The organism is Achromobacter sp. D7-1 (genome assembly GCF_059760445.1).
Map to the genome: position 1 here is coordinate 61797 of NZ_JCBAMT010000021.1, position 26092 is coordinate 87888.

Genomic DNA, 26092 nt, shown 5'->3' on the forward strand with positions numbered 1-26092 from the left:
ACACAAGCTCAAACAACAGCAATTATCGGGGTCCGATGGCCGTGCTAATTTATGCGCCCGCCGACCCTCGGTCCAGGCCCACCCGCGGCGGTGTCCCCGTCAGGCTGGCCAAGCCGGGCAGCCGCGCCCTCCTACCCCTATTTGACGAGAACCATGCACAAGAACCTCGAGAGCGACAGCCCCATCGCCCAGGGAAAAAAGCGGATGTCCAGCCTGCTGCTGGCGGCAGGCCTGGCCTTTGCGGCAGCCACGCCGGTCATGGCGGTGCCTCCGATCAAGGCCCATCAAAGCGCTCCCGCCCCGGCGCCCGCCGCGGCCCCTGCCGCGGGCGCCCCCTCGGGTTCGGCGCAGAAGACCGACATCCAGAACCAGGCCGCCTACGAGCGCCTGATGAACAACAGCGGCATCACGCTGCAGTGGCTCTGGTCCGCGCAGCGCGGCAAGTTGACCGCGACGGATGAAAACGACCTGGTCCGCATCGAGGGCACGCAGGCCAACCACGAGGGCACGCTGAAGATCAAGGGCGATATCGTCTCCATCGCCAGCGACCGCTTCGTCTTCCGCGGCACGATCCTGATCCTGGACGCGCCGGACAAGGGCCGGCGCTGCGAACGCAACGGCGAATTCGAGTTCCGAGCGACGGGCAAGCGCAAGTACTGGCGCCTGCAGCAGATGGAAGCCTGCGGCGGGCTGACCGATTACGTGGACGTGTATTACTGACCCGTCCGGCCAGTCAGCCCCTACCCCGTTCAGCCGAGGCGGTAGTAGCCGACCAGTTCCGGGGTGAACGTGACTTTGTCGCTGCCGACGGCGGCAAGAATGCCGCTGCGCACGGCGTCGTTCGGGCTGCCGTACACTTCCATCTGCTTGACCACGCAGTGCTTCATGACTGCGGCTATATGCGGATCCGACACCTCCCAGTGGCGCAGAATCGCTGCGGAATCCGCGTAAAGCTGGAAGCTGTAGCAGAGACCCCGGTCAAGGTCCCAGAAGACCTGGACCATCAATTGCGGCGCATTTTCCTGGGCGAAGCGAACGGCGTCCTCGATGGCTTGCCTGAATTCGTCCGCATGCGCGCGGTCAAAAGCCATAGTGTTGCGCAGCAGGATGGTTCCCGCCTGTTTTTGTATTTCCATGATCCGGATGATCCTCGCGAGTTCTTCGGAACTGGCGACTATGCAGCCACAGCGTGAATTCGGCAAGACGAATTCGCTGGCCGCTTCGGCGCCGTGAAGGCCGTTGCCGCCGACGGTTGGCGCCATCCCCGCTATTGATAGAATCGGGCCTGCATGTCAGGACTACCGCCTGTCGACAGGACGTTCCCGCTGCCTCGGCCCACGATCCGGCAGCGCCTGCACCACAAGGAGACTCCCCATGATTAGCGAACTGGACAAGAAACACTTGGCGCGATGCGTCGAGCTGGCGAAACAGGCGCTGGATGCGGGCGACGAGCCCTTCGGCTCGGTCCTCGTGTCGCCCAGCGGCGAGGTCCTGTTCGAAGACCATAACCATGCGTCCAGCGGCGACCGCACGCGCCATCCGGAATTCGAGATTGCCCGCTGGGCCGCCAATAATGTGCCTGCCGCCGAGCGCGCCGCCTGCACCGTCTATACCTCCGGCGAACACTGCTCCATGTGCGCCTCGGCGCATGGATGGGTGGGTCTGGGCCGGATCGTCTATGCCTGCTCGTCCGCCCAATACCGGCAATGGCTGCAGGAATGGGGCATCGCCCCGACATCGAAGGTGCGCCCGCTGGCCATCGCCGAGGTCGTCGACGGCCTTGCGGTGGAGGGGCCGGTGCCGGAATTCGCCGCACAGGTCAGGCTGCTGCATCAGGAAAGAATGCGACGCCGGGCCCAGGCGCGGTAGCTCCGCCCGGACGGCGGTTACCGCCCGTCTCAATCGTCAGTCGCAATCCGCAGTATTCTCGCTGCACCGCATTATGAACAGGACTCCCGCATGCCCTCTGCCCTGACCAAGTGGCTCGCCAGCATCGCATTCGGCGCGCTCGTCGCCTGGGCCAGTCATGGCGTCCTCGGTCCGGTCATGCTGCGCATGTTCGGACTGGCGGACGCGACGGGGCTTGCCTATGCGGCGGCGCTGGACCGGATGCTGATCACGACCAGCGTCGTGTCGCTGCTGACCGGCGTGACGCTCGTCGCGGCGCTCGTGCGCATTCCCAATTTCCGCCGCCTGCTCGGCTGGGGCTGCGCGGTGCTTGGCCTGATCCTCCTGCTGACCCTGCTGGCCGCCCTGCTCGGCATGGAACCCGGCATCTTCAATCCGGCCACCGGCGGCAAGCAGGCCGCCAACGACGCCTATACGGCGCTGTTTTTCTGGGCACTGATTTTCGGCCTGCCTTATCTGGTGACTGGCCTGGCGCTGACCATAGGCGGCTGGGTCCTGATCCGCAGGAATCCCGGCCCCGGCGCCGCCAGGCCGGCATGACACCGACGCCGCGCCCCCTTACAGTGTGAAATTACCGGGAGCCCAACTGGCTCCGCACTTCCTCTTTCTTCTCGCCCTATTCGCTCCATGTCCAACCTCATCGTCCACGGCGGCACCCCTTTGCGCGGCCGCGTCATCCCTTCGGCCAACAAGAACGCGGTGCTGCCGGTGCTGTGCGCCACCTTGCTGACCGACCAGCCGCTGCGGCTGCACGGCGTGCCCGACATCACGGACGTGCGCAAGATCCTGGACATCTTCCGCACCCTGGGCAGCGACGTCCGGCTGGACGAGTCCACCCGCACCCTGGACCTGCACCACCGCGACACTGCCTTCGATGCCGCCAGCCACCGGCTGCCCGAGGAAATGCGCTCGTCCATCATGCTGGTGCCGCCGCTGCTGGCGCGCTTTGGCGTGGCGCGGCTGGAAGACAACGTCAAGGGCTGCACCTTGGGCGTGCGCGAGATCGATCCGCACGTGGACATCTTCCGCTCCTTCGGCGGCGAGGTGGAACGCGCCAGCGGCTCGCTGCTGGTGCGCAGCAGCGGCCCCTTGAAGCCGACCCATCATTGGCTGGACTACGCCTCGGTGACGACCACCGAGAACTTCGTGCTGTGCGCGGCCGCCGCGCCGGGCGAATCGACCCTGACGAATGCAGCCTCCGAGCCGCACGTGCAGGAGTTCTGCCGCTTCATGGCGATGATGGGCGCGGACATCGACGGCATCGGCACGTCGCGCCTGACGGTGCGCGGCGGCGCCCGCCTGGGCGGCGGCGAATTCACCTTCGAGGAAGACTTCCACGAAATCACCACCTTTCTCGCGCTGGGTGCGATCACGGGCGGCGACGTGGTGGTGCGCAACAGCACGCCGGAAAACTTCCCCCTGATCGACCGTACCTTCGCCAAGTTCGGGGTGCAGATCGTGCACGAGAACGGCTGGTCGCGCGCGCTGCGTTCCGGGCCGCTGAAGGTGCAGACGCCTTTCACCAGCAATGTGCTGACCAAGGTCGAGGCGGCGCCGTGGCCCTATTTCCCGGTGGACCTGCTGCCCATCTTCATCGCGCTGGGCGTGTGCGCCGAGGGCAACGCCATGTTCTGGAACAAGGTCTACGACGGCGCGCTGGGCTGGACCGGCGAACTGTCGAAGTTCGGCGCGCACGTGTTCTCGTCCGATCCGCACCGGCTGATCACGTTCGGCGGCCGGCCGCTGACGCCGGCGGTGGTTGAAAGTCCCTACATCATCCGCGTCGCCATCGCGCTCTTCATGATCGCCAGCAGCATCGACGGCCGTTCGGAAATCCGCAACGCCACGCCGATCCGCCGCGCCCATCCGCGCTTCGTCGAGAACCTGCGCAGCCTCGGCGTGCAGGTGGAATGGACCAGCGAGGAGTAAGCTCTCCAGATACGCACGCCACGGCGCGCAAAACGGGAGCGGGCCGACCGGCTCCCGGCGCGGCGCGCCGCCCTACCCGGGTCATGGCCCCTCACGCAGGAGGCATATCCATGCCGCGCCCGAACCCCTAGGCGGCCCGGGCCTGCTCCGCAGGCCCCAGTTTCAGAGGTTGTTCACGAAGCTGCACCTTCAAGGAGGTGTGTGATGAGCAAACTTTCCGATAGCGCCCTGGATGATCTGAAAGCCTCAGCCCGAGGCCAGGTCCTCAGCCCGGGCGACCCCGGCTACGACGACGCCCGAAAAATCTGGAATGCAATGATAGACCGCCGGCCGGCGGTGATCTTCCGCTGCGCGGGCGCGGCCGACGTGCGGCGCGCCGTGGATTTCGCGCGCGACAACGGCCTGGCCCTGTCCGTGCGCGGCGGCGGCCACAATATCGCAGGCACCGCCGTGTGCGATGACGGGATGATGATCGACCTGTCGCCGATGAAGTCGGTGCGCGTCGATCCCCTGCGGGCCCGGGCCTATGTGGAGCCCGGCGCCACCCTGGCCGATTTCGACCACGAAGCCCAGGCTTACGGCCTGGCGACGCCGCTGGGCGTTAATTCCACCACCGGCGTCGCGGGCCTGACGCTGGGCGGCGGCTTCGGCTGGCTGACCCGCAGGTTCGGCATGAGCATCGACAATCTGCTCTCGGCCGACGTTGTCACCGCGGACGGCAAACTGCTGCACGCCAGCGAGCAGGACAACCCGGACCTGTTCTGGGCGATCCGGGGCGGCGGTGGCAATTTCGGCGTGGTCACGATGTTCGAATTCCAGCTGCATCCGGTCGGCCCCGAGGTGTATGGCGGCCTGGTGGTGCTGCCGCTGGAACAGGGCAAGGCAGCGCTGTCGAAATACCGCGACGCGCTGGCATCCATGCCGCAGGAGCTGACGGTCTGGGCGGTGCTGCGGCTGGCGCCCCCGCTGCCCTTCCTGCCGCAAGCGGTACATGGCAAGCCCATGGTCGCCTTCGCCATGTGCTATTCGGGCGATCCAGCCCAGGGGCCAGCCGCGGTCGAAGTGGTGCGCGGCTTCGGCACGCCCTATGGCGAGCATCTAGGTCCGATGCCGTACTCGGCCTGGCAAAAGGCCTTCGATCCGCTGCTGACGCCCGGAGCTCGCAACTACTGGAAGTCGCACAACCTGGGCGGCCTGGAAGACGGGCTGATAGACGCCATCGTCGCAGCGGTGGAAAACCTGCCGTCGCCGCAATGCGAGATCTTCCTGGGCTACATCGGCGGCGTGGCCGGTGGGGTGCCGGTGTCCGCCATGGCCTATCCGCATCGCTCGGCGCAATTCGCCATGAACGTGCACGGACGCTGGGATTTTCCGGAAGAAGACGAGCGCTGCGTCGCGTGGGCCCGGACGCTGTTCCGCACCACCGAGCCCTATGCGCAGGAAGGGGTGTACGTGAACTTCCTGACGCAGGATGAACCCGAACGTCTGGGCGCCGCCTACGGACCGAACTTCGACCGGCTGGTCCAGGTGAAGACCCGCTACGACCCACACAATCTGTTCCGGCATAACCAGAACATCAGGCCGGCCGCGCCTTGAACTGACCGGATCGCCAGCCTGGCATGGCTGCTATCCTGTTGCCCCGGCATCCGCCGGGGCACGGGCTGTCCTGGTCCGACTCCTGGCGCGCGTGGCAACTACACCTGAGGTTTGATTCGCTGCATGGCTTTCCGCTACTCCCTTCCCCGCATTTTTGCTGTCTGCTTCTCTCTATGGGCATCGTGGTGCTCTGCGCAGACCGTGGCCCTGACCTTCGATGACGGACTCAACCCGGATAAACAGCCCAAGGCCGCCGAATGGAACGCTCAACTGCTGGGGGCCCTGCAAAAGCACGGCATCCAGTCCGCGCTGTTTCCGGCGCTGAGCAGCATAGGCGGCGCCAACGGACTCGGGCTGGTGGAGGAATGGTCGCGGGCGGGACACTGGGTCGGGAACCATACGGCCAGCCACCCCAGCCTGGACGATCCCAAGCTGTCGCTGGAAGCGTTCATTGCCGATGTCGAAACGGCCGATGCCGCCCTCAAGCGCTTGCCTGGATTCGTGCCCATGCTGCGGTTCCCCTACCTGAGAGAAGGCGATACGCAAGCCAAGCGCGACGGCATGCGGGACTGGATGGCCCGCAACGGCTACAGGAACGGACTGGTGTCCATAGACGCCAGCGACTGGTACTACAGCCGCGTCTACGCCGATCATCTGAAGGCGGGCGATGCGGCCAAGGCCCAGGACGTGAAGCAGCGTTACGTCCGCCATCTGCTCGACCGCGCGGCCTATTACGACGGGCTGGCCCGCCAGCTGCTGGGCCGCAGCCCCAAGCATGTCATGCTGCTGCACACCAACCCGCTCAATGCCGAAGCCCTGCCAGACGTAATTGCCGCCCTGACCGAACAGGGCTGGACCATCACCTCGGCGAGCGCCGCGTTTGAAGATCCGCTGTATGCGCAGGCGCCCGCTACGCTTCCTGCCGGCGAAAGCATCGTCTGGGCGCTGGCCAAGGCCCGCAACCTGTCAGACCTGCGCTATCCGGCAGAAGGCTCCGAGTATGAGGAGCCGCTGTTGCGGGACGCCGGACTGCTGCCCTGAGCGGGATAGACCGGAGACTATTTTTTCGCGGCGGCGGACCTCGCCGCCGCATTCGACGCCGGAAAATTTGTTAACGTGGTCAGCAAACCAAAAAAGTAAGCGCTGTCGCTTGTACGCGGGAGAGGAGAATCAAGGGCAATGGCTAATCTTGTTTTGTTGCTGCTGGGCGTGGACTATCTGCGCAAACGCGCTCGCGGCCTGTACGTCATCGGCGGCCTGCTCTTGCTGACAGGCGTCACGCTGTTCATCGACGCGCTCGACAATGCCGTCTACTTCCCGCTGAACTTCTTCGCGGCGCTGATGGTCATCGAGGCCCTGGCCACGCTGATGATCGCCAAGTCCGGGGTGGGCGGGCAGCGGGTGCTGCGCTACGCCAAGGGCGCCATCGTGCTGACCGCCGGCACCCTGGTCCTGGTCGGCCACCATCACGGGCATTTCGTGCTGTCCATGCTGTTCGGCCTGATGTTCCTGGTGGACGGACTGATCCAGTGCATGGCCGCCTATGTGGTGCGCTACGAGCGCTGGCGCTACGTGTTCGCCTCGGGCGTGGCGGAAATCCTGCTGGCCGTCTTCTTCTTCCAGCCCTACCCCACCCATTACGTCGGCACGGTGCCGTACTGCCTGGGGCTGTTCCTGGCGTTCACGGGCCTGCGGCTGCTGTCGCTGGCGCGGCGCGTCCGTCACCTGGATTCCAACCCGGCGCTGGACGTCAATCCACACCCGGACTTCATGCCCACGCGCGTCGAAGTCCACGCGCAGAAGGTATTCGACGGCCCGCCCCTGGAATCCGAGCGCGCGCTGACCGTGCACGTCTGGACGCCCTCGGGCTCCGCCAAGAACGAAACGCGCAACTACCCCGTGGTGAACCGCTACATCGCCGCCGTCGACATCAATGGCGTGGTGTCCACCGGCCACGCGGCGCTGGAATCGCCGGAAGGCGTGTACATCAGCCTGTATCCGGCCCAGGAGATCGACCACTCTCCGGAACAGTTCGGCACCTTGCTGCGCGCCACGGCCGAGAACAATGTGCCGGGCGTGTTCCAGCCCGACTACGCCACCGAGTCCAAGGCCTGGACGCCGTCGACGATGCGGGTGCGCATCCGCAACTACGACGCGGCCAAGCTACAGGCATTCTGGGACGAGTACCGCAAGACCACGACCTACAACTTGACCCACCGGAACTGCTCCAGCTCCGTGTCCAGCGCGCTGGAAGCGGCGCTGGACGGCGTGGTCGGCCGCCTGCATGGCCCAAACGCAGGATGGCGGGTGCTGCTGCGCCTGCTGCTGACGCCGGAACTGTGGGTCGCGGCGCAGATCCGCAAGCGCGCGCTGACCATGGCCTGGACCCCGGGCCTGACGCTGGACTATGCGCGCGCGCTGAGCATGCTGGCCGATCCGCGCCCGTTCGGCTGGTGGAAGATGTCGCAGGACGCGCTGCGCCAGATCGCCCGCATGCGCGCCGGATGGCGCAAGCAGGACCGCAACGCGCATGCCCGCAACGCCGAGCAGGCCGAATCTTCGCAAGGGGCGCAATGAGGGGCGCGGCCCCGCCTTGCGCATGAAGACGCCATGATTCCGCAGATCGTGATCGGGCTGGTCATACTGGCCAGCGCTGCCTGGGGCGCGGCAGCCCTCTGGTTCCAGTCGCCGTTCGCCGGCCGCGCGCGCGCCGTCCTGCCAACGGCCTGGCTGGCGCTCGCGGTGGCGGCGCTGATCGGCCTGTTTGCCGGACAGCCCTGGCCCGCCTGGCTGTATGGCGTTTTGCTGCTGGCCCTGCTGGCCTGGTGGCGCCTGGGCGTGCGCGCGTCGAACGAACGCCAGTGGATGCCGGAAGTGGCGCGCCAGACCGAGGGAACTGTCGATGGCGACATCGTCACCCTGCGCAACGTGCGCAACTTCGACTGGCGCACGCGCAGCGACTACGACGTACGCTGGGAAACCCGTTCCTACGACCTGTCGCGCCTGGACGCGGTGGACCTGGCGCTGTCGTATTGGGGCCGCCCGGCCATCGCCCACGCCATGGTGTCGTTCGGCTTTGCCGACGGCCAGCACGTGGTGTTCTCGGTGGAGATCCGCCGCAAGCTGCATGACGTGTTCTCGGAAATCGGCGGTTTCTTCCGCCAGTACGAACTGTCGGTGCTGGCCTCGACCGAGGAAGACAGCCTGCGCGTGCGCACCAATGTGCGCGGCGAGGAAGGCTATCTGTACCGCGTGCACATGCCGGAAGGCACGGCCCGCAAGCTGTTCCTGTCCTATGTCGACACGGCCACGCGGCTGGTGAAGAAGCCGCGCTTCTACAACACGCTGACGGGCAACTGCACCACCATCGTGTACCGGCTGGCCGACCAGATCGTGCCGGGCCTGCCGCTGGATTACCGCGTACTGTTTTCGGGCTATCTGCCCGAATACCTGTACCGCCTGGACGCACTGGAAGGCGCGGACAGCCCACAGGCCTACCGGCAGGCGGGCCATTACACGCAACGCGCCCGCGCGACGCTCGATGCGGCGCAGTTCTCGCGCAATATCCGGCGCGGCGTACCGGGCGTGCCGCAGGCGGCCGGCCCCGGTCAGGATGACGCGGGCGTACCCGGCGCGGGCGCGCGCAACAGCGCTACGTAAGCCCCCAGGGTCTCCGCGTGGCGTTCTTCCGCGCGCAACCCGACGTGGCCGTCCGCCCTGACGACCAGCAACAGGACATGCCTCACGCCCAGCCGTCCGGCCATCGAGGGATCCAGGTAGCCGTCCACGCCGTCGACATCCGCGTTCGCCGTCAGCGCCATCACGGCTTCGACGATAGCGCCATCGGATAAGGGCTCTACGGCGGCGCGCAGCTGATCGAGCACCTCCCTGGGCGTCCGCGGGCCGCCAAAGATGAAGACCGTATGGCCTTTGCGGTTGGTGTGGTCGTGCAACATCCCCTCGCCTCCCGCCGCAAGACGGATCGGGATCTGGTCCGGTAGTCGCTGACCCGGCGAAACGGGGTCGTGCCGGTCTCCCATGACGATGGGTGAATCGGCGTAGTCGATGTCCAGCTCGGCCTCGGCCACCGCCTCATGATGCTGCGAGGCGCCGTCCTCGAAGGCCTTGCGGATCGCGGCATTGCGCTCGCGCAACACGTCCGGATCGGTGGCCAACTGCGCGCTTTCGGCCTCGTCGCCCGATGCCAGCACGCGCTGCGCGGCGGGACGGCGCTCCGCCTGGTAGCTGTCGAGCAGCCAATCCGAGCACTGCCCGCCGCACACCAGCGCCAGCTTCCAGGCCAGATTGACGGCGTCGTGCAGGCCGGTGTTCATGCCGTGGCCCTGGGCCGGACTGCAGGTATGCGCGGCGTCTCCGGCCAACAGGACGCGGCCGGCCCGGAACTGCCGCGCGACTTTGGTGTAGCAGCGGAAGCGCGCCGGATGGGCAACGTCCTCGAAGCGGGCTTCGGGCAGATAGCGCCGCAGCGTGGACAAGGCATCGGCCACCAGATCGGAGTCTTCGGCGCTGGGCCGCAGATACACGCGCCAGCGCTGGCCGGGCAGCGCCGTCAGGATGACCGGGATGCGGTCCAGGTACGCATAGTTGGCTTCAAAAATCTCGGGCCAGCCGCTGACCGCGGCATCGAACACGGCCCACGGCTGGCTGATGTCGTGGCCGTCCTGTTCGATGCCGGCCAGTGTGCGCACCGTGCTTTGGTGGCCGTCGCAACCTATCACCCATTGGGCCAGCACTTCGATCTCGCCGGCCGGCTGTTCGATCCTGGCCAGCATGCCGTCCGGCCGTTCCTGCAGGTCCACCAGCTTGCTTGCCCGCTGCACGCCGCCACCGTGGCTGGCCAGGTAGTCGGCAAGGATGGTCTCGGTGACCTCTTCCGAAATCCCGATGTTGTAGGGATAGCGGCTGCCGCAAAGGTCCAGATCGATTTCGCCCAGCACCTTGCCGTCGGCGTGGATGCGCGCGCCGCGCTGCTTCACGCCTGCCCTCAGCAGCGGTTCCACGATACCCAGCGAATCGAATATCTCCAGCGAGCGGGGATGGACCACCGTTGCGCGGTCCCATTCCAGCGGCCGCTCATGCGCGTCTATCAGCAGACATTGCACGCCGCGCCGTTGCAGTTCGGCGGCGGTGAGCAGGCCCGCCGGACCGGCGCCAACCACCAGGACTGTCGTTGCGATCACCATGATGAGGCCTCTGGAAACGTCGAGGCGGCCCGGATTGCGCCTCGGCACGAATCCAAAAAAATAAAACCGCGCATGGCCAACCGTCAAAGATATTGAGGCTTACGCCGCTGGCATGGATTGCCGGGCCGGCCTCAACCTTTTGGACCGATCCGTCGCGTTTCAGGGATGGCCGGCCAGCTGCGCGGCCTCGCCCAGCAGCGCGTCCAGCAGGCGGCGCGCCGGCACGGTCAGCGGCGCGTCGGCGCGGTGCGTCACGTAGATGACGGTCTTGGGCAAGGGATCGGCGAGGTCGAGCCGTACCAGTCCTAGCGCCGGGCCGTAACGGTCCAGAAACCCCTGCGGCATGATGCCGATCAGGTCCAGCTGCGGCATCAGCGCCAGCAGCGTGGAGAAGGACTCGCATTCGAGCTGCAGATGCTGGGCGCGCGCCTGCGCTTCATCGGCATAGAGCGCGCGCGGATCGCCCGGTCCCTGCGCCGGCCCGGTCAGCACCCACGCCGCTTCGGCCAGCTCGCTCAGCCGCCGCGCGCCTGCCAGCGGATGCGCGGCGCGCGCGACGATGACAGACTGGCTTTCGAACAGCGGCTGCACAGCGAGGTCGCCGCCGCCGCCCGCCTCGGGCAGCGGCCCCAGCGCCATGTCCAGTTCGCCGGAACGGATGCGTTCCAGCGCCTGCGGATACAGCGTGTCGCGCACCCGCAGCCGCACCTGCGGCCAGCGCGCGCCATAGCGCGCCACCGCGCCCGGCGCCAGCAGGATGGCAGCCGCGGGCGACACGCCCAGCGTTACCTGGGCTTCGGCGCCGCGCAGATGCCAGGCCAGGTCTTCGCGGGCCTTATCGATTTCGCGCATGACCACGGCGGCGCGCGCCGCGAGGATCTCGCCGGCCTGCGCCAGGCGCACGCCCTTGGGCGTGCGCACCACGAGTTCCGCGCCGACCTCTTCTTCCAGCTGGCGCAGCGATTTGGTCAGCGCCGGCTGCGACACATTGAGGACTTGCGCGGCGGCGCGCATGCTGCCGGTCCGGGCCAAGGTAAGCAACAGGTTCAGATGCTGGAGTCGCAAGCCGGCTCTCCGGCCGATTACCTGGGGTAATCGACATCAAAACAATTCAAGGGATGCGCGCGCAGGCCGTCGATAGAATTCCTGCATACCCCATCGGAGACAGGAGCCTAGCATGACCCGAGGCGTGAAGAACATTCTCTTCATCATGTGCGACCAGCTGCGCTACGACCATCTTTCCTGTTTCGGCCACCCCAGGCTGAAGACGCCGAATCTGGACGCGCTGGCCGCGCGCGGCATGATCTTCGACCGGGCCTATGTGCAGTCGCCCGTGTGCGGCCCCTCGCGCATGAGCTACTACACCGGACGCTATGTGCATGCGCATGGCGCCAGCTGGAACTTCGTGCCGCTGAAGGCCGGCGAGATGACCATAGGCGACCATCTGCGGCCGCTGGGCGTGCGTTCCGTGCTGGTGGGCAAGACGCATATGCGCGCCGACGCGGCAGGCATGTCGCGGCTGGGCATAGACCCGGCCTCCGTCATCGGCCGGCGCATCGCCGAATGCGGCTTCGACGCCTACGAGCGCGACGATGGCATCCATCCGTATTCGGGCCACGATCCGGACCCGCGCTACAACGACTATCTGCGCGCGCAGGGCTATGGCGGCGACAATCCCTGGGAGAGCTGGGCCAATTCCGCCCAGGACGCGGACGGCACGGTACGGTCGGGCTGGTTCCTGAAGTACTCCAACCTGCCGGCGCGCGTGCCTGACGAGCATTCGGAAACGCCGTACATCACGCGCCGGGCGATGGACTTCATCAGCGAGGCCGGCGAACAGCCCTGGTGCCTGCACCTGTCCTACATCAAGCCGCACTGGCCCTATCTGGCGCCGGCGCCCTACGCCGGCATGTATGGCGCGGAAGACGCGCTGCCGGTGGTCCGCTCCGACGCCGAACGCGCCGATCCGCATCCCGTGTACGCGGCGATGATGCAGCATCGCGTGTCGGCGACCTTCTCAGAGCCCGGCGTGCGCGAGGCGGTCATGCCCGGCTATATGGGACTGATCAAGCAGATCGACGACCAGCTCGGCGTGCTGTTCCGCTTCATGGAGGCGCGCGGCCTGTTCGATAACACCATGATCGTGTTCACCTCCGATCACGGCGACTATCTGGGCGACCATTGGATGGGCGAAAAAGACCTGTTCCATGAACCCGTCATCCGCATGCCGCTGATCGTCTACGACCCGGACCCGCGCGCCGATGCGGCCCGCGGCACGCGCTGCGCGGCCATGGTCGAAGCGATAGACCTGGCGCCGACCTTCCTGGAGGCATGCGGCGGCGTGCCGGTGCCGCACATCATGGACGGCCGTTCACTGCGCCCCCTGCTGTTCGGCCAGAAGCCACGGGATTGGCGCGACCACGTCATCTGCGAATACGACTACGCCTTCCAGGATTCGCGCATCGCGCTGGGGACGCCGGCGCGCCAGGCCTGGCTGCGCATGGTGCGCGATGAACGCTGGAAGTACGTGCTGGCCGAAGGCTACCGGCCGATGCTGTACGACCTGCAGGAAGACCCCAATGAATTCGTCGACCTGGGCGCGTCGCCCGCGCACGAGGCGGTGCGCAGGCGCATGGAGGACCTGCTGTTCCGCTGGGCGCGCCAGCCGCGCCAGCGCGCCACGGTGGCCGACGGCACCATCGAGTCCATCGAAGTTCAGCCGCGCATATCCGAAGGCGGCATCCTGATCGGCTATTGGGACGAAGCCGACCTGGCCCGCGCCCGGCAGACCTTCAAGCCCCGTTTCGCATCATCCAACCCGCTCGTGAAGCCGACGCTGGATCGGCTCTCGCAATCCTGAGGAGTGCAGCATGATTCTCGAAACCCCCGACATCACCCGCGCCCAGGCCGGCCTGGACGGCGTCTCCTGGAACATCCTGGGCCAGGTGTACGTGCCCAAGCAGGTCAGCCTGGACAGCATTTCCTGGCACGCCACTTTCCCGGAAGAATCCTTCGTGCCGCCGCACGTGCATCCCAACCAGGACGAGTACATCTTCGTGCTGGACGGCCGCATCGACCTGCTGCTGGACGGCAAGAAGACTTCGGCCGGCGCGGGCGACCTGGTGCGCATGCCTCGCGGCGTGCCGCATGCGTTCTTCAACAATTCGGGCGTCGCCGCCACCGCGCTGTTCTGGGCCGCGCCCGCGGGCAAGCTGCTGGAGCTGTACCGGCGCATCCACAACATGTCGAGTCCGGCGGAGGTGGTGGCGGTGGCGCCGGAATACGACGTGATCTTCATGCCGCCTGTTTCGTCAGCGGCCTGAACCATGCACCGCCGCACGCTACTGAAGGGTCTGTCCGGGGCCGTCGCCTGTACCCTGCCGTGGTCCGCGCGGGCCGCGTACCCGGACAAGCCCGTACGCATCATCGTGCCGCTGCCCGCGGCGAGCCCGCCCGACGTGCTGGCGCGCGTGATCGGCGAAAGGCTGCAGCGCCTGTGGGGCCAGCCGGTGGTGGTTGAGAACCGGCCCGGCGCGACCGGCATGATAGGGCTGGACGCGGTGGCGCGCAGCGCTCCCGACGGCTACACCGTGGGCATCATGTTCCTGACCCACACCGTGCTGCCGGCGCTGTTCGGCAAGGTGTCCTATCGCACGGACGGCGATTTTGCGCCGATCGCCAATCTGGTCTGGTTATACAACGTGTTGATGGTCCCACCAGACAGCGAGTACACCGACGTCCGCGGCCTGGTTGAACAGGCCAAGCGCCAGCCCGGCAAGCTCAGCTATGGTTCCGGCGGCAATGGCTCGCCCGCCCATCTGCTGGGCGCGGCCTTCTGCCAGGCGGCGGACATAGACATGCTGCACGTGCCATTCAAGGGCCCTGCGGAAGCCGCGCAGGCGCTCATGGGCGGTTACGTGCAGACCATGTTCGCCACCGCCTCCGTCGCCGTGCCGTTGGCGCAATCGGGCAAGCTGCGCGCGCTGGCGGTCACGCGCGATGGCGGCATCGACGCCCTGCCCGGCGTGCCCACGCTGGCCGCGGCTGGCGTGCCAGCCTACAACCTGAAGGAATGGGAGGGCATCGTCGCGCCTGCGGGCACGCCGCCGGACCTGATCGCCAAATGGAACGGCGCCATGCAGGCCATCCTGGCCGACGCCGGGGTGCGCGACAAACTGGCCGGCCTGGGCATGGAAGCCGCCCAGCCCAATACGCCGGCCGAGTTCGCGGGACTGATACGGGGTGAGCTGCAGCGCTGGTCGGCGTTCGTGTCGGAGCAGAAGCTGCGCAACGGATAGGCCGCCGCGCCCTCGGGGCAGGCGGTCATGCGCGCTCGCCTGCCCGCCTCGTTGTCGCGCCGCCGGCATGCCCGCCAGGCCGGAGCCGGCGGCTTGTGCGGCCGCTTGGCTGCCACTTACCGGGCGACGCCTCCCACCCGTCCCAGAAACTCCAGCACCGCCAGATAGGACCCCTCGTTGCCTGCCGCATTGGCGCTGGGCGTTCCCCCCGCGTCCAGCAGCAGGCCGGACATCGCGTGCGGCTTGCTGATCAGGGTGGCGGGCAGGCAGGGATAGTGCACGTGATGGCCGGCGCCCATGCAGACATGGTGGAAAGTCGGCAGGCCATGTTCCTGGCGCCGGCGCATGACGATTTCCGAGTACGCGGTGCTCGGCCAGAAGCCGTCATCGGAAGCGCTGACCAGCAACACCGGACCGGGATAGTTCTCGACCGGAATGCGGGCGCGCTCGAACGCGGCGCTGTCGCGCGTGGCGCTGAGGAAGGCGTGGGTCTGACGGTATGGCGGCTGCGAGGCGTAGGCCGCGTCCCAGTTGGCGCTGGCGTTGTTCTGCCAGAGATGCGGCAGCGGCTCGCCGGCCTTGGTCCAGACCTGCGCATCGCGGCCGGTGCCAGGTGCGCCGGCGCTGACCACGCCGTGCATGACGGGCGACGGCACGTAGGCGACCACCGCGCTGACCAGCTCCGGATAATGCGAGGCCACCAGCAGCGAGGTCTCGCCGCCGCGGCTGATGCCGGACAAGGCCACGAAGCCGTCGCGCGGCGCCAGTTCGGCGCGGGCCCAGCGCAACACGTGCTCGAAGTATTCCAGCGGCATGTCATTCAGGTACTTGGGACGGCCCTCGTAGTTGAAGATGGCCAACGCCAGGCACTGGTAGCCGCGGGACGCGAACAACGCGGCGCGCGGCGCGTTGACGCCGCCCGACGAGCCGTTCATGTAGATCACCAGCGGGTGCGGGCCAGGGCCGGCGGGCGTGTAAAGCTCGCCCGACAAGGTCATGCCGCCGACCTGCTCGCGCACCGCGCGGTGCGTCACGCCGTCGGCCAGGAACTCCTGCACCAGGGTGGCCGTAGCGGTGTGGCGTCCATCGCTGGCTTCGATGCGGATGGCGAGCGGCTCGGTCCGGTCGGGCGGGAACACCACGCTGGCGATGTCCTCGCACGCCATGGACCAGACGATGCCCATGGCCGAGGGTTCGGCATAGCTGCCGGACACGGGGCAATCGCGCGCCAGGTCCAGGCTGCCGTCGTGGCCGGCCACGAATACGGCCTGCGAGCGCCACGGCGCGCCGCACATCGTCATGCTGGCCGTGATGGTGATGAAGGCATAGGCCGGAAAGCCGCTCACGCGGATCTCGCGCGCCACGTCGATCAGGGCGCGTTCCGGGGTAACGGTAATGCTGGGTTGTTCTGCCACGGTGGCTCCTTAGCTCTTCAGGTCGGTCTTGGGTACGCCGTTGGCCTTGATCACCTGGGCCCACATGGCGGATTCGTCGGCAATGACCTTGTCCAGGTCGGCCGAGGAGGTGAACTCCACCGTCACGCCCTGGTCGGCGAACTGCTGCACCAGGCCGGGATCGCGCGTGCCTTCGCGCACGGCGTTCTCCAGCGCGGCAACCACCGGAGCAGGCATGGCGGCCGGGCCGGAAATCATCATGCGGGTATAGAGCTCGAAGCCGTCCACGCCCGCTTCCTTCATGGTGGGCACGTCCGGCAGGCTGGAGAGGCGCTTGTCGGAAGTGACCGCCAGCACCTGCAGCTTGCCCGACTTGATGTTAGGCAGCGCCGAGGTCGGGAAGTCGAAGGTGCTCTGTACCGTGCCGGCCATCAGATCCAGCAGCGCGGGGCCGCTGCCCTTATAGGGCACGTCCTGGAACTGGGTGCCGGTCTTGGACTGGAAATGCAACAGCGCCAGATGATTGATCACGCCGCGTCCGGCGTGCGCGCACGTGATGTCGCCGGGCTTTTTCTTGGCCAGCGCGATGAACTCCTGCACGTTCTTCACCCCCAGATCGGGGTGCACGATCAGCAGCATCGGCGACTTGCCCATGGAGCCAAGCTGCTTGAAGTCCGACGGTTGGTAAGGCAGGTTGTTGTAGAGCAAGGGGTTCAGGATCATGCCGTTGGTGCCGGCAAAGCCCAAGGTGTAGCCGTCCGGTTCGGCACGCGCCACGGCCACCGTGGCGATGATGGCCTGGCCGCCGGGGCGGTTTTCCACTACCACGCTCTGTTTCAAGGTCTTGCCCATGCGCTCGGCCAGGGCGCGCGCCGCAATGTCGGTCAGTCCGCCGGGGGCAAAGCCCACCAGCAGCCGCACTGGGCGGGTAGGAAAGGTGTTCTGCGCCCAGGCGGGGCGCGAGATCAGGGGCAGCGCGGCAAGCGCGCCCAGGGCATGGCGGCGGGTGAATCGCATACAACTCTCCAGGCAAGGACAACGCCCCCGCGCCCGGGAGAGGCCGCGGGGCAAAGCAATCGAAGGGAAAGGACGCGCGGACGGCCCGCCTTACGGCAAGCTGTCACGGCGTCAGTATGTTGTATGCAATACCGCGGACGGGCTATCTAGGGATATCCCGAGGCTCCCAGGAGGAAGCAAGGCTTGTATTCCGCAATGCGGTATTTGGTATGCGATCTGATAAACCGTCCGGCCTGGGCCTAAGCCTTGGTCATCAGCTTCTTCCAGCCTTCCAGGCCCAGCCGCTTCATCGTGTCGATGTTCTTCTCGTAAATCTCCGCGGCGTCCGGGAAGGATTCCACCGCGCGGTCGATGCTGTCTTCGCGCAGCAGATGCAGGATCGGATACGGCGAACGGTTGGTGTAGTTCTCGATGTCGTCCGGCTGCGTGTCGGCGAACTGGAACTGCGGATGGAAGGTGGCCACCTGCAGTTCGCCCACCAGGCGCATGCGCTTGAGCAGGCGGTCCGACAGTTCCTCGAAGTCATTGAAATCCAGGAAGTCGTCCAGCGCGTCCGGGATGATCAGCAGCGTGGTGTCGATCTGCTCGGGATCGGTCTCGGCCAGCAGCGCCAGCTCGTCCTGCAGGTCGGTGAGGACGCCTTCGGCGTCGGTGGCGTCGCTGACGGCAAAGCGGATCTGGTCCTTGACCTGCACCGCCTTGGCGAAGGGACAGAGGTTCAGGCCGATGACGGCCTGGTTCAGCCAGTGCTTGGTCTCAGCGACCACGTTGGCGTAGGCGTCGGAAGTGGAAATCATGGGGGGCCATCCTGGAAAAAAGAAAAGCGCGGGCGTTGCGGCCCGCGCTAAGAACAGCGTCGCCGCCGCTTACGCGGTGGGCATGGCCGCCATGGTCTGGGCCACGGCCGCGGTCAGCTTCTTGCCGTAGGGCACGTGCAGGAATTCATTGGGGCCGTGGGCGTTGGACTTGGGACCCAACACGCCGCAGACCATGAACTGGGCCTTGGGGAAGCCCTTCTGCAGGATGCTCATCAGCGGAATGGTGCCGCCCTGGCCAATATAGCCGCAGGACGCGCCATAGTATTGCTGCGAGGCGGCGTCCAGCGCCTGGGTCAGCCAGGGCGCGGAAGCCGGGGCGTTCCAGCCGGTGGCGGCGCCTTCGTTGGCCTTGAACAGCACCTTGGCGTTGTAGGGCGCGTCGGCTTCCAGCAAAGCCTTGATCTCTTGCGAGGCGGCCACGGCGTCCACCAGCGGCGGCAAACGCAGCGATAGCTTGAAGGCCGTGCGCGGACGCAGCACGTTGCCAGCGCTGGACAGCGGCGGCAGGCCTTCGGCGCCGGTCACCGACAGGGTCGGGCGCCAGGTGCGGTTCAGCAGGGCCTGTTCGGGTTCGGTCGTCATGGGCAGCACGAAGCCGCCGTCGGCGCCGCAGCTCCAGGGGAAACGGCGCCAGACTTCGTCGCCCAGGATGCGCGCGGTGGCGTGCACTTGTTCCACGCGATCGGCGGGAATCTCGCAATGCAGGCTCTGCGGCAGCAGGCGGCCGGTGCCGCTGTCTTCAAGGCGGTCCAGCAGATGGCGCAGGATGCGGAACGAGGACGGCACCACGCCGCTGGAGTCGCCCGAGTGCACGCCTTCGTCCAGCACCTGCACTTCCAGCGTGCCCGACACCATGCCGCGCAGCGAGGTCGTCATCCAGAGCTGGTCGTAGTTGCCGGCGCCCGAGTCCAGGCACACCACCAGGGCCACGTTGCCCAGGCAGTCGCGCAGCGCGTCCACATAGGGCAGCAGGTCGTAGCTGCCGGATTCCTCACAGGTTTCGACGATGCCGACGCAGCGCGGACGCGGAATGCCCTGCTTGTCCAGCGCCATGATCGCGGTGAGCGAGGCGTACACGGCATAGCCGTCGTCGGCGCCGCCGCGGCCATACAGCTTGCCGTCTTCGAGCTTGGGGGTCCAGGGGCCGAGGCCCGCGCGCCAGCCGGAGAATTCGGGCTGCTTGTCCAGGTGGCCGTACAGCAGCACGGTGTCGCCGTTGTCGCTGCGGGTGGCGGGCGCGTCAAAGAAGATGACGGGCGTGCGGCCCGGCAGGCGCACCACTTCCAGCTTCAGGCCGGAGACCTTCTGCGCCTCGACCCACTGCGCGGCGTCGCGCACCACGCGTTCGATGAACGCGTTCTTTTCCCAGTCCGCGTCGAACGCCGGGCTCTTGGCCGGGATGGCGATGTAGTCGGTCAGCGCCGGGATGATCTCGTTGTCCCATTTGTCGTCCACGAAAGCCTGCAAGGCCTTCGGGTCCAGGGTGGGAGGAAGAGCGTCTTCGGGGATGCGTGCGTTCATGGCGCGGGATCCTGTGTGCGGAGGGGGATAGGCAATCCGCTATTTTATGCCTGCGCGGCGCGGCTGGCATCTTTTGTCCCTGATTGGATCTGGTGACACATGCCCCCACGCCGCTAGCCACATCTCGTCTACTGAAGTATCGCCCCCCCTTGGGGGCCTCGCTGATTATTGAATTGAAAGTACCTAGCGTCCCGCCCGTTGAAGGTCTTCGTCTTGGCTGGATCTAGCGCTTCGATTCGCACCTGCGTGGCCGGAGATTGGACATTGCTGACCGCTTCCAAGTAAGCCTTCAATGCACCATCGCGATCACCATCTGAAAGCAGCAGGTCGCCTTCAATCTGCAAGCCCTGCGCGCGTAACGCCGGAATGGATTTCATTTGCTGCGAGAGATTGTTGGCATTACCCAAGGCATTGCTATCGAACTTTCGGAATATATGACCCGCATCCTGAAGGGAAACTGCTGGCGTCGAGGCATTGTGGAATATGACCGGCGTCCCCGCCTGCGCTGCGATTCTGCCTGCCAACTGCTGGACCGCCGGCGCCGAAGCGGTTTTGGGCGAGGCGATTTCAGCTTCCTTCAGAGCAATAACCGCGGCGTCCGAAAATTGCGTGGACGACAAGGTATCTGCTGCGAGTACCCAACGCGCACTCACAGGAAGGTCGGGATTGTTCTGCGTAACGAGATCATAAGCGACCCGCGCCGCCTCTCGCTGCGCCTCCGCACTGGTACTCGGCAAGCGCGAAAGGCGTGATGCAACAACCGGATCACTCAAATATGTATCGAGCTGAGCCAGATAGCTACGCGCTGCTTGTTCGCGGGCGGCAGCGACTAGGGCTGGCTTAACCTTGACGATTACATGTCTTTCTTCATTTGTACCGTTGCTGAGCACGAACGAATATTCAGATAGGTTGGCTTCCTTTAGAAGATTGATGCGAAGAATTTTCGATTCATACGCCTGAAGTTCTTGCGGTGTTTCATCTGGAACGATGTACAACCCTCGATCCGAGATGTCTCTGATGTAATAGCGAACCGTAGTTCGACTTGAGTTGTAGACCCTGGCTTGCCCCTGAGCCCCCTGCAGCGTATAAACGTATCTTCCGTTTTCCTGTAGAAAATCGGGAGTTACCAATCTTGCCTCAGGGTCGGAAAATACAAAACGATTCATCGCGTTGATCAGCATGATAAGCGATTGATGCTGCGCCCTGTCTGGTTTCACAATAGAGATATGGTCGCTGTCACTAATGGCAGCAGGCGCCAGTTCATCGATGCAGATACGTGTCGCGCTGGAACGCGTTACGACGGAAAGGCCCTTCGTTGGCAGAGCTTCGTACGCGCAACTGGTCTTAGGACGCGGACGCATCAAACTCCAATCCTGAAGCAGCCCTTGCAGGAACGTGTTTCGATCTGCCCAATTCATATCCCGCAGCGCCTGATTGGACGAAAAAAAAGACGCTACATTGGCAATCTCGGCACCTTCCGCCGGAGTTGCGTAGAACAACACAAGGGGAACTTTCTCCCGCAGATCACGATTGATGATCAATGCGCGCATCGCAACCAACCCACCCATGCTATGCCCCACGAGCACAATTTTCTTGTACGACATGACGCCAAGCGCTTCCAAGTTGGCAGAGAGGTTGTTAGCGGCTTCCACAATATTGTCCGAACCCTTCTGAACATACCTAGACGCAAAGCCAAACGCGAACATATCGACCTTCGCCCCTATCGGCGAATCTTTGGCATATTCAAAAAACGTCTTACCCTGGCTATTTGTCCAAGTCCCAACGGTATCCCCGAAAATACCATGAATGAAAACCAGGGCAATGTCATTCCCCTGTGAACGATAGAGCCAACGCGAGTCTGTGGACGCAAGGTCTGCCGGAGACTTCATAGGCGGGCCTGCCGGTGCCGTTGCGGCGCCGGAGACAGTCGCGGCCTGGGTATCAATACCTATCAGCATCATTGGAGTTAACGCTGCGCCTGCAAGCCTCAGGAGCAACATTGGTGCAAAAACTCGCACCACGAACTCGTTCACCAACCTGGCAAATTCCATGATCTGTCTCCTTCTTTTCTTCCTCAAGAGGATTTCCTTGAATCAACCATGAGCTCCATTGTGTAGACAAGGCTAAAATAAATTGAGGCGAAAAATAAAAAGAATTCCAACAAGCGTGAAGCGTGAAACGGAATTCTCCTCTGCCAAAAAAAGGCTTGAAAAATCCACCCCTCGTTCATCTTCAGCCCATCGGCTCCCGAAGCCAGGCGTGACAACGCACTTCACGAACAAGCTCTCGAATCCAAAATCTAATCGCACAGGACGAAAAGCTCTAATTTCCACACGTTGGCACCGATGCGTTTGATGCAACGCATTCCCCAACGATTTCGATTTTGCACTCTGCCGTAGGTTTCCAGGAAAAAACTCCTCCCGTTTCTTCAAAGCAGGTTCGAAATCGCGCCGAAGGACCGGCCTTGTGAAGCAATTCCTGCGCCAACGGATCAGATCCGGCATATTCGGCGACACCACGCGGCCGCGCCTTGATATGCTCAATCAAACATGCATGGAATTTAATTTTCTCCGAACTCGAGTCAGCGCTATCGGCATACGTGTCTATTGCGCGATACTGGCGCTTGTATAGAACATTGAAGACGCCGGCGCCCTCAGGGTCGTGAGTGCAGGCCATGTGTCGCTGAGATTCCGCCATGGCACCATCCACAGCGATACGCTCTATCGGCAACCCTTCCTTGAATGCTTGGTCCCACATCCAATTCAGCGACACCATACTTAACCCCTGCGGTTCTCCCGTATAACCGCCGCCGACATCAGCGTGGGCACCAGCAAAATAAACCTCCTCCACGCGTTCATTGATATTATTTTTCCATGAATCACCGACTATGACGATGTTTGGGTCCAATTCGCAGTCAGCCACGAGGTGCCTCCGCGTGAGGAGGATTGGGGTGAATATTCTGGATCGGTTGTCATCAAGTGCAATTGCTTGCGCTGCCTTCTTGACGTTGCAGAGTTGGTCTGCGTAGCGAGGATTTGGAACATCTACATTCTCCTCGTAGTCCGGCCAGCCAAGAGCTTCTACAGTGTCCCATAACCCCATGAATCTGACAGAAACGGGGGTCATTTTCAGCCACGCCTCGTCCTGTATCGCCCTGCTGATATCGGCTGCGCGTTGCACGCTTGTAACTGCTGCACATCTGGAGTAGGTCGCCCATGTACTGCATTTGAACGCATCAAATATCGAGGCGGAGAGAACCTCAGGAGAAGGACGAGACGATTGTGGAACAGCTATGCTCGGTAGTCCGGCGTGGTACAACATTGAAGCAAGAACCCGTGCCGCATATGCTCCTCGGCTAAAGCCAAACAAGTATATTTCGTCGCCCGCTCGGTATTGCTGCAAGAGGAAGGAATAGGCTTCACGCACACGGAGGCCCAGCCCCCATGCTGTAGCCATCCCAATTGCTTTCCCGTGCGCTCCAACACCTTCGATGTAAAAGGCGGTGACTTGACCAGTGGCCACTACCGACTTATAGAAAGTCCAGACATTTGTTGCCGAACGTTCATCATTGGAGGTTCCATCAAAGAAAATGGCAATCTTTTTGGAGCCTACGCTAGTGTCGTCTGGCGCACGCTCCTCTCCTTTCTGGCCTCCAGGTATGAAAACCGACGGTACTGGAGCCCTAGCGGTGCCACACCCCACCAAAATCGTCACTAGAATAAACGTTCCAACTCCCCGCATCAACATGCAAGTGATCATATCCATCCCCTTAACATAAGTTAAAGTCAGGAAATATCGAAACATTATCAATAGGGATTAGCGCTTGATTTAAATTAATACCAAAGTGGAAAAGCCGCTCGCCATAGAGAAATTATCGAACAGTGGCCCCGTCTCAAAAATTCCAACCCATCATGCGAATACCGTGCATTTTCTCCGACCTCATACGAAAAATGCAAGCTGGGATGAATACCATCCAACAAAAAAAACGACCTATAGCAGCCATCCATATTTACTAGTTTTTTCTTACTAGAAAAAAATCCGACGCGTCCATGCTGTTCACATAGGCGTCGAGATTACCTCCAATCTTTTCCGACTGCGAAGCAGTGAAGCAAGGTTCCCTGTACGCGTACTAGATGGAGAAAACCGTTCCCATGAATGCGGACTTGATTGGTTCTGGACGCGAGAGGGTTTGGACGGATGCTGACCTACCTATCCGTGTTGGCGGGTATATATTGGTTCACCAGCTTTTCCCGCACGCTCAATCTGATCGAACCAGGCTGCAGGTTCCCTAAATTTTCCTGTTTGCTTCAGGACAGCCAGCCCTACAAAAAATTGCGCAAAAAATCTGGCTATTGGTCGGCCGTCGGATTGCGCATTGATCGCGTCATCCGACAGCAGCCCTCCACATAGACACATCGGGGGCAGTGCTTTACGCCAGAGGTAACCCGGTAGCTGCTTTTGAAGCCAACACTGCGCCGGCAATTCCTTCGCCACAGCCTCCCCCAAAACACAACCGGTCTATCCAAAGCGCTGCGGCTTTACGGATTGCTAGGCACTGCCCCACCGGGCACCAAGAGAAACGGTAGCGTTATCTTCTGTGGACGGGCGGCGTGTTCAACGTTCAGGCACCCAGCAAGGCCGGTTCTCCGCTGCGGCCCACGGCCGGCGCGTCGGCGTCGATCACGCGGCCGGTTTGCAGCTTGAACACCGCCACGGCTTCGCGCAGGCGCTGCGCCTGAGTCTCCAGCGAGGCTGCGGACGCCGCGGCCTCTTCAACCAGCGCGGCGTTCTGCTGCGTCACGCTATCCATTTGCGACACGGCCTGGTTGACCTGCTGGATGCCCTGCGACTGCTCCTCAGAGGCGCTGGAGATCTCGTTGATGATGTCCGTCACGCGGCGCACCGAGGTCACGATTTCCTGCATGGTGGCGCCGGCGGCTTCCACCTGGTCCGAACCGATGGACACCTTCTGCACCGAGTCGTCGATCAGGCCCTTGATTTCCTTGGCGGCGGCGGCGCTGCGCTGCGCCAGGGCGCGCACTTCGCTGGCGACGACCGCGAAGCCCTTGCCCTGCTCGCCCGCGCGCGCCGCTTCCACGGCCGCGTTCAGCGCCAGGATGTTGGTCTGGAAGGCGATGCCATCGATCACGCCGACGATGTCGGCGATGCGGTTGGAACTGTCGGCGATGCCGCGCATCGTGCCGACCACGTCGCCCACCGCCCGGCCGCCGCGCGAGGCCACCTCGGACGCCGCCACGGCCAGTTCCGAGGCACTGCGCGAGCTTTCCGCGTTGTTCTTCACGGTGGACGACAGCTCGTCCATGCTGGCGGCGGTTTCTTCCAGCGACGCGGCCTGCTGCTCGGTGCGCGAAGACAGGTCGATGTTGCCGGCGGCGATCTCGCGTGCGCCGGTGTGGATCTCTTCCACGCCCAGGCGTACGGCGGATACCGTGCGGGCCAGGCTGTCCTGCATGCGCTTGACGGCGCCGTACAGCACGCCGATTTCGTTGTTGCCGCGTTGCTCGATGCGGTTGGTCAGGTCGCCGGCGGCGATGCGGTCGAACAGGCGTCCGGCTTCATGCAGCGGACGGAACACCGAGCGGCCGAACACCGCATACAGGCCCACCACCAGCGCGGCCACCACGACCAGCAGGCCGACCAACACCGCGATCGCTGCGTTGATGCGGGAGGAAGCCTCGCGCGCCACGCGCTGGCCGACTTCGTCGGCGTAGTCCAGGTACTTCTGGATGGCCGCAGTGAAGGTGAGGCCCAGCGGCGTCACTTTCTCCAGATTCAGTCGACCGGATTCCTGAGCGTTGCCGGCGCGGATGGCCGCGATCATCGGCACGATCGCATCGCGGTGATAGACGTCGTAGGCCGCCAGGGCCGCGTCCAGCAGCGGCTTGCCCTGGGCCGAGGTTTCCGGCGTCTTGCGCACCAGATCGATCAGCTCGCCGGCCTTCTTGGTATAGCCGTCCAGGCGCTGCATGCTGGCCAGGTTGTCCAGGCTCTTGCCTTCCATCAGGGCGGTCTGGGCGGACAACAGCACCAGGCGGGCCCGCAGCAGTTCAGTGCCGGCGCCGTTCACGGCATTGGCGCGGACCAGGTTGGTGTCCAGCAGGACTTCGATGGAATTGCGATTGGAGGTCAGCTGCTGATGCACGGCGATGCCGGTTAGCAGGAAAAGCGCGAAGAAAACGGCTAAAGCGGTCGTCAAGACCGCGCGAATACTGAGATTCTTGAACATTGGGGTCACTCCGGGTTGCGTATAGCGGCTACCTATGCTTTACGACAGGTTGCAATGAAAAGTTAAATATCTCATTGCGTTGCACGCCTCGAATCCAGAGCAGGCTTGACGGAACATAAAAACCGCCCCGCCATTCGGACCCAAGAGGTCCAAATGGCGG

At 64.3% G+C, this 26092-nt stretch carries 21 protein-coding genes; 11 read left to right on the top strand and 10 right to left on the bottom strand.

Going from position 1 to position 26092, the window contains the following annotated elements; all coding sequences use genetic code 11:
• Window positions 1-153 precede the first annotated feature (153 nt).
• On the top strand, window positions 154-720 hold the full coding sequence (locus AC6LKD_RS11875; RefSeq protein WP_498116295.1) for a hypothetical protein: 567 nt from the start codon (window positions 154-156) through the stop codon (window positions 718-720).
• Between the two features lie 29 nt (window positions 721-749).
• On the opposite strand, the gene AC6LKD_RS11880 is transcribed toward AC6LKD_RS11875, so the two are convergent.
• A complete protein-coding gene (locus AC6LKD_RS11880; protein WP_498116296.1) occupies window positions 750-1262 on the bottom strand; it encodes a hypothetical protein in 513 nt (170 codons plus the stop codon).
• A 112-nt stretch (window positions 1263-1374) separates the two neighbouring features.
• Between AC6LKD_RS11880 and AC6LKD_RS11885 the strand changes: the two genes are divergently transcribed.
• From AC6LKD_RS11885 to AC6LKD_RS11915, 7 genes are all read left to right on the top strand, one after another.
• Window positions 1375-1869, top strand: coding sequence for a nucleoside deaminase (locus AC6LKD_RS11885; RefSeq protein ID WP_498116297.1), 495 nt, complete (start codon window positions 1375-1377; stop codon window positions 1867-1869).
• Window positions 1870-1959: 90 nt separating this feature from the next.
• A complete protein-coding gene (locus tag AC6LKD_RS11890) occupies window positions 1960-2448 on the top strand; it encodes a hypothetical protein (RefSeq protein WP_498116299.1) in 489 nt (162 codons plus the stop codon).
• An 87-nt stretch (window positions 2449-2535) separates the two neighbouring features.
• The gene (locus AC6LKD_RS11895) at window positions 2536-3837 is read left to right on the top strand and encodes a UDP-N-acetylglucosamine 1-carboxyvinyltransferase (RefSeq protein WP_498116300.1); all 1302 of its coding nucleotides are present in this window, start codon (window positions 2536-2538) and stop codon (window positions 3835-3837) included.
• 204 nt (window positions 3838-4041) lie between these two features.
• The gene (locus AC6LKD_RS11900; RefSeq protein WP_498116301.1) at window positions 4042-5433 is read left to right on the top strand and encodes an FAD-binding oxidoreductase; all 1392 of its coding nucleotides are present in this window, start codon (window positions 4042-4044) and stop codon (window positions 5431-5433) included.
• A 201-nt stretch (window positions 5434-5634) separates the two neighbouring features.
• Window positions 5635-6474, top strand: a complete 840-nt coding sequence (locus AC6LKD_RS11905) for a polysaccharide deacetylase family protein (RefSeq protein ID WP_498116302.1) — start codon at window positions 5635-5637, stop codon at window positions 6472-6474.
• Between the two features lie 138 nt (window positions 6475-6612).
• The gene (locus tag AC6LKD_RS11910) at window positions 6613-8010 is read left to right on the top strand and encodes an HdeD family acid-resistance protein (RefSeq protein ID WP_013394464.1); all 1398 of its coding nucleotides are present in this window, start codon (window positions 6613-6615) and stop codon (window positions 8008-8010) included.
• A 33-nt stretch (window positions 8011-8043) separates the two neighbouring features.
• Window positions 8044-9093 carry an Lnb N-terminal periplasmic domain-containing protein gene (locus AC6LKD_RS11915; protein WP_498116303.1) on the top strand — a complete coding sequence of 350 codons (1050 nt, stop codon included), beginning with the start codon at window positions 8044-8046 and terminating at the stop codon, window positions 9091-9093.
• On the opposite strand, the gene AC6LKD_RS11920 is transcribed toward AC6LKD_RS11915, so the two are convergent.
• Window positions 9042-10637, bottom strand: coding sequence for an FAD-dependent monooxygenase (locus AC6LKD_RS11920; protein ID WP_498116304.1), 1596 nt, complete (start codon window positions 10635-10637; stop codon window positions 9042-9044). The two genes, AC6LKD_RS11915 and AC6LKD_RS11920, sit on opposite strands and share 52 nt — an antisense overlap.
• A gap of 159 nt (window positions 10638-10796) precedes the next feature.
• The gene (locus AC6LKD_RS11925; protein WP_498116305.1) at window positions 10797-11702 is read right to left on the bottom strand and encodes a LysR family transcriptional regulator; all 906 of its coding nucleotides are present in this window, start codon (window positions 11700-11702) and stop codon (window positions 10797-10799) included.
• A gap of 112 nt (window positions 11703-11814) precedes the next feature.
• Here AC6LKD_RS11925 and AC6LKD_RS11930 point away from each other — a divergent pair, with 112 nt between their 5' ends.
• From AC6LKD_RS11930 to AC6LKD_RS11940, 3 genes are read left to right on the top strand one after another with little or no spacing between them, the layout of a single operon-like run.
• Entirely contained in the window at window positions 11815-13497 is a 1683-nt protein-coding gene (locus tag AC6LKD_RS11930; RefSeq protein ID WP_498116306.1) for an alkaline phosphatase family protein, read from the top strand.
• A gap of 10 nt (window positions 13498-13507) precedes the next feature.
• Entirely contained in the window at window positions 13508-13960 is a 453-nt protein-coding gene (locus AC6LKD_RS11935; protein WP_498116307.1) for a cupin domain-containing protein, read from the top strand.
• A gap of 3 nt (window positions 13961-13963) precedes the next feature.
• A complete protein-coding gene (locus AC6LKD_RS11940) occupies window positions 13964-14935 on the top strand; it encodes a Bug family tripartite tricarboxylate transporter substrate binding protein (RefSeq protein ID WP_498116309.1) in 972 nt (323 codons plus the stop codon).
• 116 nt (window positions 14936-15051) lie between these two features.
• Here AC6LKD_RS11940 and AC6LKD_RS11945 read toward each other — a convergent pair whose 3' ends face one another.
• The 7 genes from AC6LKD_RS11945 to AC6LKD_RS11975 form a co-directional block, all read right to left on the bottom strand.
• The gene (locus tag AC6LKD_RS11945; protein WP_498116310.1) at window positions 15052-16350 is read right to left on the bottom strand and encodes an acyl-CoA thioester hydrolase/BAAT C-terminal domain-containing protein; all 1299 of its coding nucleotides are present in this window, start codon (window positions 16348-16350) and stop codon (window positions 15052-15054) included.
• Window positions 16351-16359: 9 nt separating this feature from the next.
• Window positions 16360-17346, bottom strand: coding sequence for a Bug family tripartite tricarboxylate transporter substrate binding protein (locus AC6LKD_RS11950; RefSeq protein ID WP_013394472.1), 987 nt, complete (start codon window positions 17344-17346; stop codon window positions 16360-16362).
• A gap of 239 nt (window positions 17347-17585) precedes the next feature.
• Window positions 17586-18143 carry a DUF1415 domain-containing protein gene (locus AC6LKD_RS11955; protein WP_013394473.1) on the bottom strand — a complete coding sequence of 186 codons (558 nt, stop codon included), beginning with the start codon at window positions 18141-18143 and terminating at the stop codon, window positions 17586-17588.
• Between the two features lie 69 nt (window positions 18144-18212).
• Window positions 18213-19685, bottom strand: coding sequence for a M20 family metallopeptidase (locus tag AC6LKD_RS11960; protein WP_498116311.1), 1473 nt, complete (start codon window positions 19683-19685; stop codon window positions 18213-18215).
• A 128-nt stretch (window positions 19686-19813) separates the two neighbouring features.
• Window positions 19814-21736 carry a lipase family alpha/beta hydrolase gene (locus AC6LKD_RS11965; RefSeq protein WP_498116313.1) on the bottom strand — a complete coding sequence of 641 codons (1923 nt, stop codon included), beginning with the start codon at window positions 21734-21736 and terminating at the stop codon, window positions 19814-19816.
• 271 nt (window positions 21737-22007) lie between these two features.
• Window positions 22008-23444, bottom strand: coding sequence for a phospholipase effector Tle1 domain-containing protein (locus AC6LKD_RS11970; RefSeq protein ID WP_498116314.1), 1437 nt, complete (start codon window positions 23442-23444; stop codon window positions 22008-22010).
• Between the two features lie 862 nt (window positions 23445-24306).
• Complete coding sequence (locus tag AC6LKD_RS11975) at window positions 24307-25932, bottom strand: methyl-accepting chemotaxis protein (protein ID WP_013394475.1); 1626 nt, start codon at window positions 25930-25932, stop codon at window positions 24307-24309.
• Window positions 25933-26092 lie beyond the last annotated feature (160 nt).

Coding starts and splice junctions, on each gene's coding strand:
- AC6LKD_RS11970 (WP_498116314.1), bottom strand. CDS start 23,444: ATGATCACTTGCATGTTGATGCGGGGAGTTGGAACGTTTATTCTAGTG.
- AC6LKD_RS11900 (WP_498116301.1), top strand. CDS start 4,042: ATGAGCAAACTTTCCGATAGCGCCCTGGATGATCTGAAAGCCTCAGCC.
- AC6LKD_RS11960 (WP_498116311.1), bottom strand. CDS start 19,685: ATGAACGCACGCATCCCCGAAGACGCTCTTCCTCCCACCCTGGACCCG.
- AC6LKD_RS11910 (WP_013394464.1), top strand. CDS start 6,613: ATGGCTAATCTTGTTTTGTTGCTGCTGGGCGTGGACTATCTGCGCAAA.
- AC6LKD_RS11935 (WP_498116307.1), top strand. CDS start 13,508: ATGATTCTCGAAACCCCCGACATCACCCGCGCCCAGGCCGGCCTGGAC.
- AC6LKD_RS11930 (WP_498116306.1), top strand. CDS start 11,815: ATGACCCGAGGCGTGAAGAACATTCTCTTCATCATGTGCGACCAGCTG.
- AC6LKD_RS11880 (WP_498116296.1), bottom strand. CDS start 1,262: ATGGCGCCAACCGTCGGCGGCAACGGCCTTCACGGCGCCGAAGCGGCC.
- AC6LKD_RS11920 (WP_498116304.1), bottom strand. CDS start 10,637: ATGGTGATCGCAACGACAGTCCTGGTGGTTGGCGCCGGTCCGGCGGGC.
- AC6LKD_RS11950 (WP_013394472.1), bottom strand. CDS start 17,346: ATGCGATTCACCCGCCGCCATGCCCTGGGCGCGCTTGCCGCGCTGCCC.
- AC6LKD_RS11895 (WP_498116300.1), top strand. CDS start 2,536: ATGTCCAACCTCATCGTCCACGGCGGCACCCCTTTGCGCGGCCGCGTC.
- AC6LKD_RS11875 (WP_498116295.1), top strand. CDS start 154: ATGCACAAGAACCTCGAGAGCGACAGCCCCATCGCCCAGGGAAAAAAG.
- AC6LKD_RS11955 (WP_013394473.1), bottom strand. CDS start 18,143: ATGATTTCCACTTCCGACGCCTACGCCAACGTGGTCGCTGAGACCAAG.
- AC6LKD_RS11940 (WP_498116309.1), top strand. CDS start 13,964: ATGCACCGCCGCACGCTACTGAAGGGTCTGTCCGGGGCCGTCGCCTGT.
- AC6LKD_RS11915 (WP_498116303.1), top strand. CDS start 8,044: ATGATTCCGCAGATCGTGATCGGGCTGGTCATACTGGCCAGCGCTGCC.
- AC6LKD_RS11965 (WP_498116313.1), bottom strand. CDS start 21,736: ATGGAATTTGCCAGGTTGGTGAACGAGTTCGTGGTGCGAGTTTTTGCA.
- AC6LKD_RS11975 (WP_013394475.1), bottom strand. CDS start 25,932: ATGTTCAAGAATCTCAGTATTCGCGCGGTCTTGACGACCGCTTTAGCC.
- AC6LKD_RS11890 (WP_498116299.1), top strand. CDS start 1,960: ATGCCCTCTGCCCTGACCAAGTGGCTCGCCAGCATCGCATTCGGCGCG.
- AC6LKD_RS11885 (WP_498116297.1), top strand. CDS start 1,375: ATGATTAGCGAACTGGACAAGAAACACTTGGCGCGATGCGTCGAGCTG.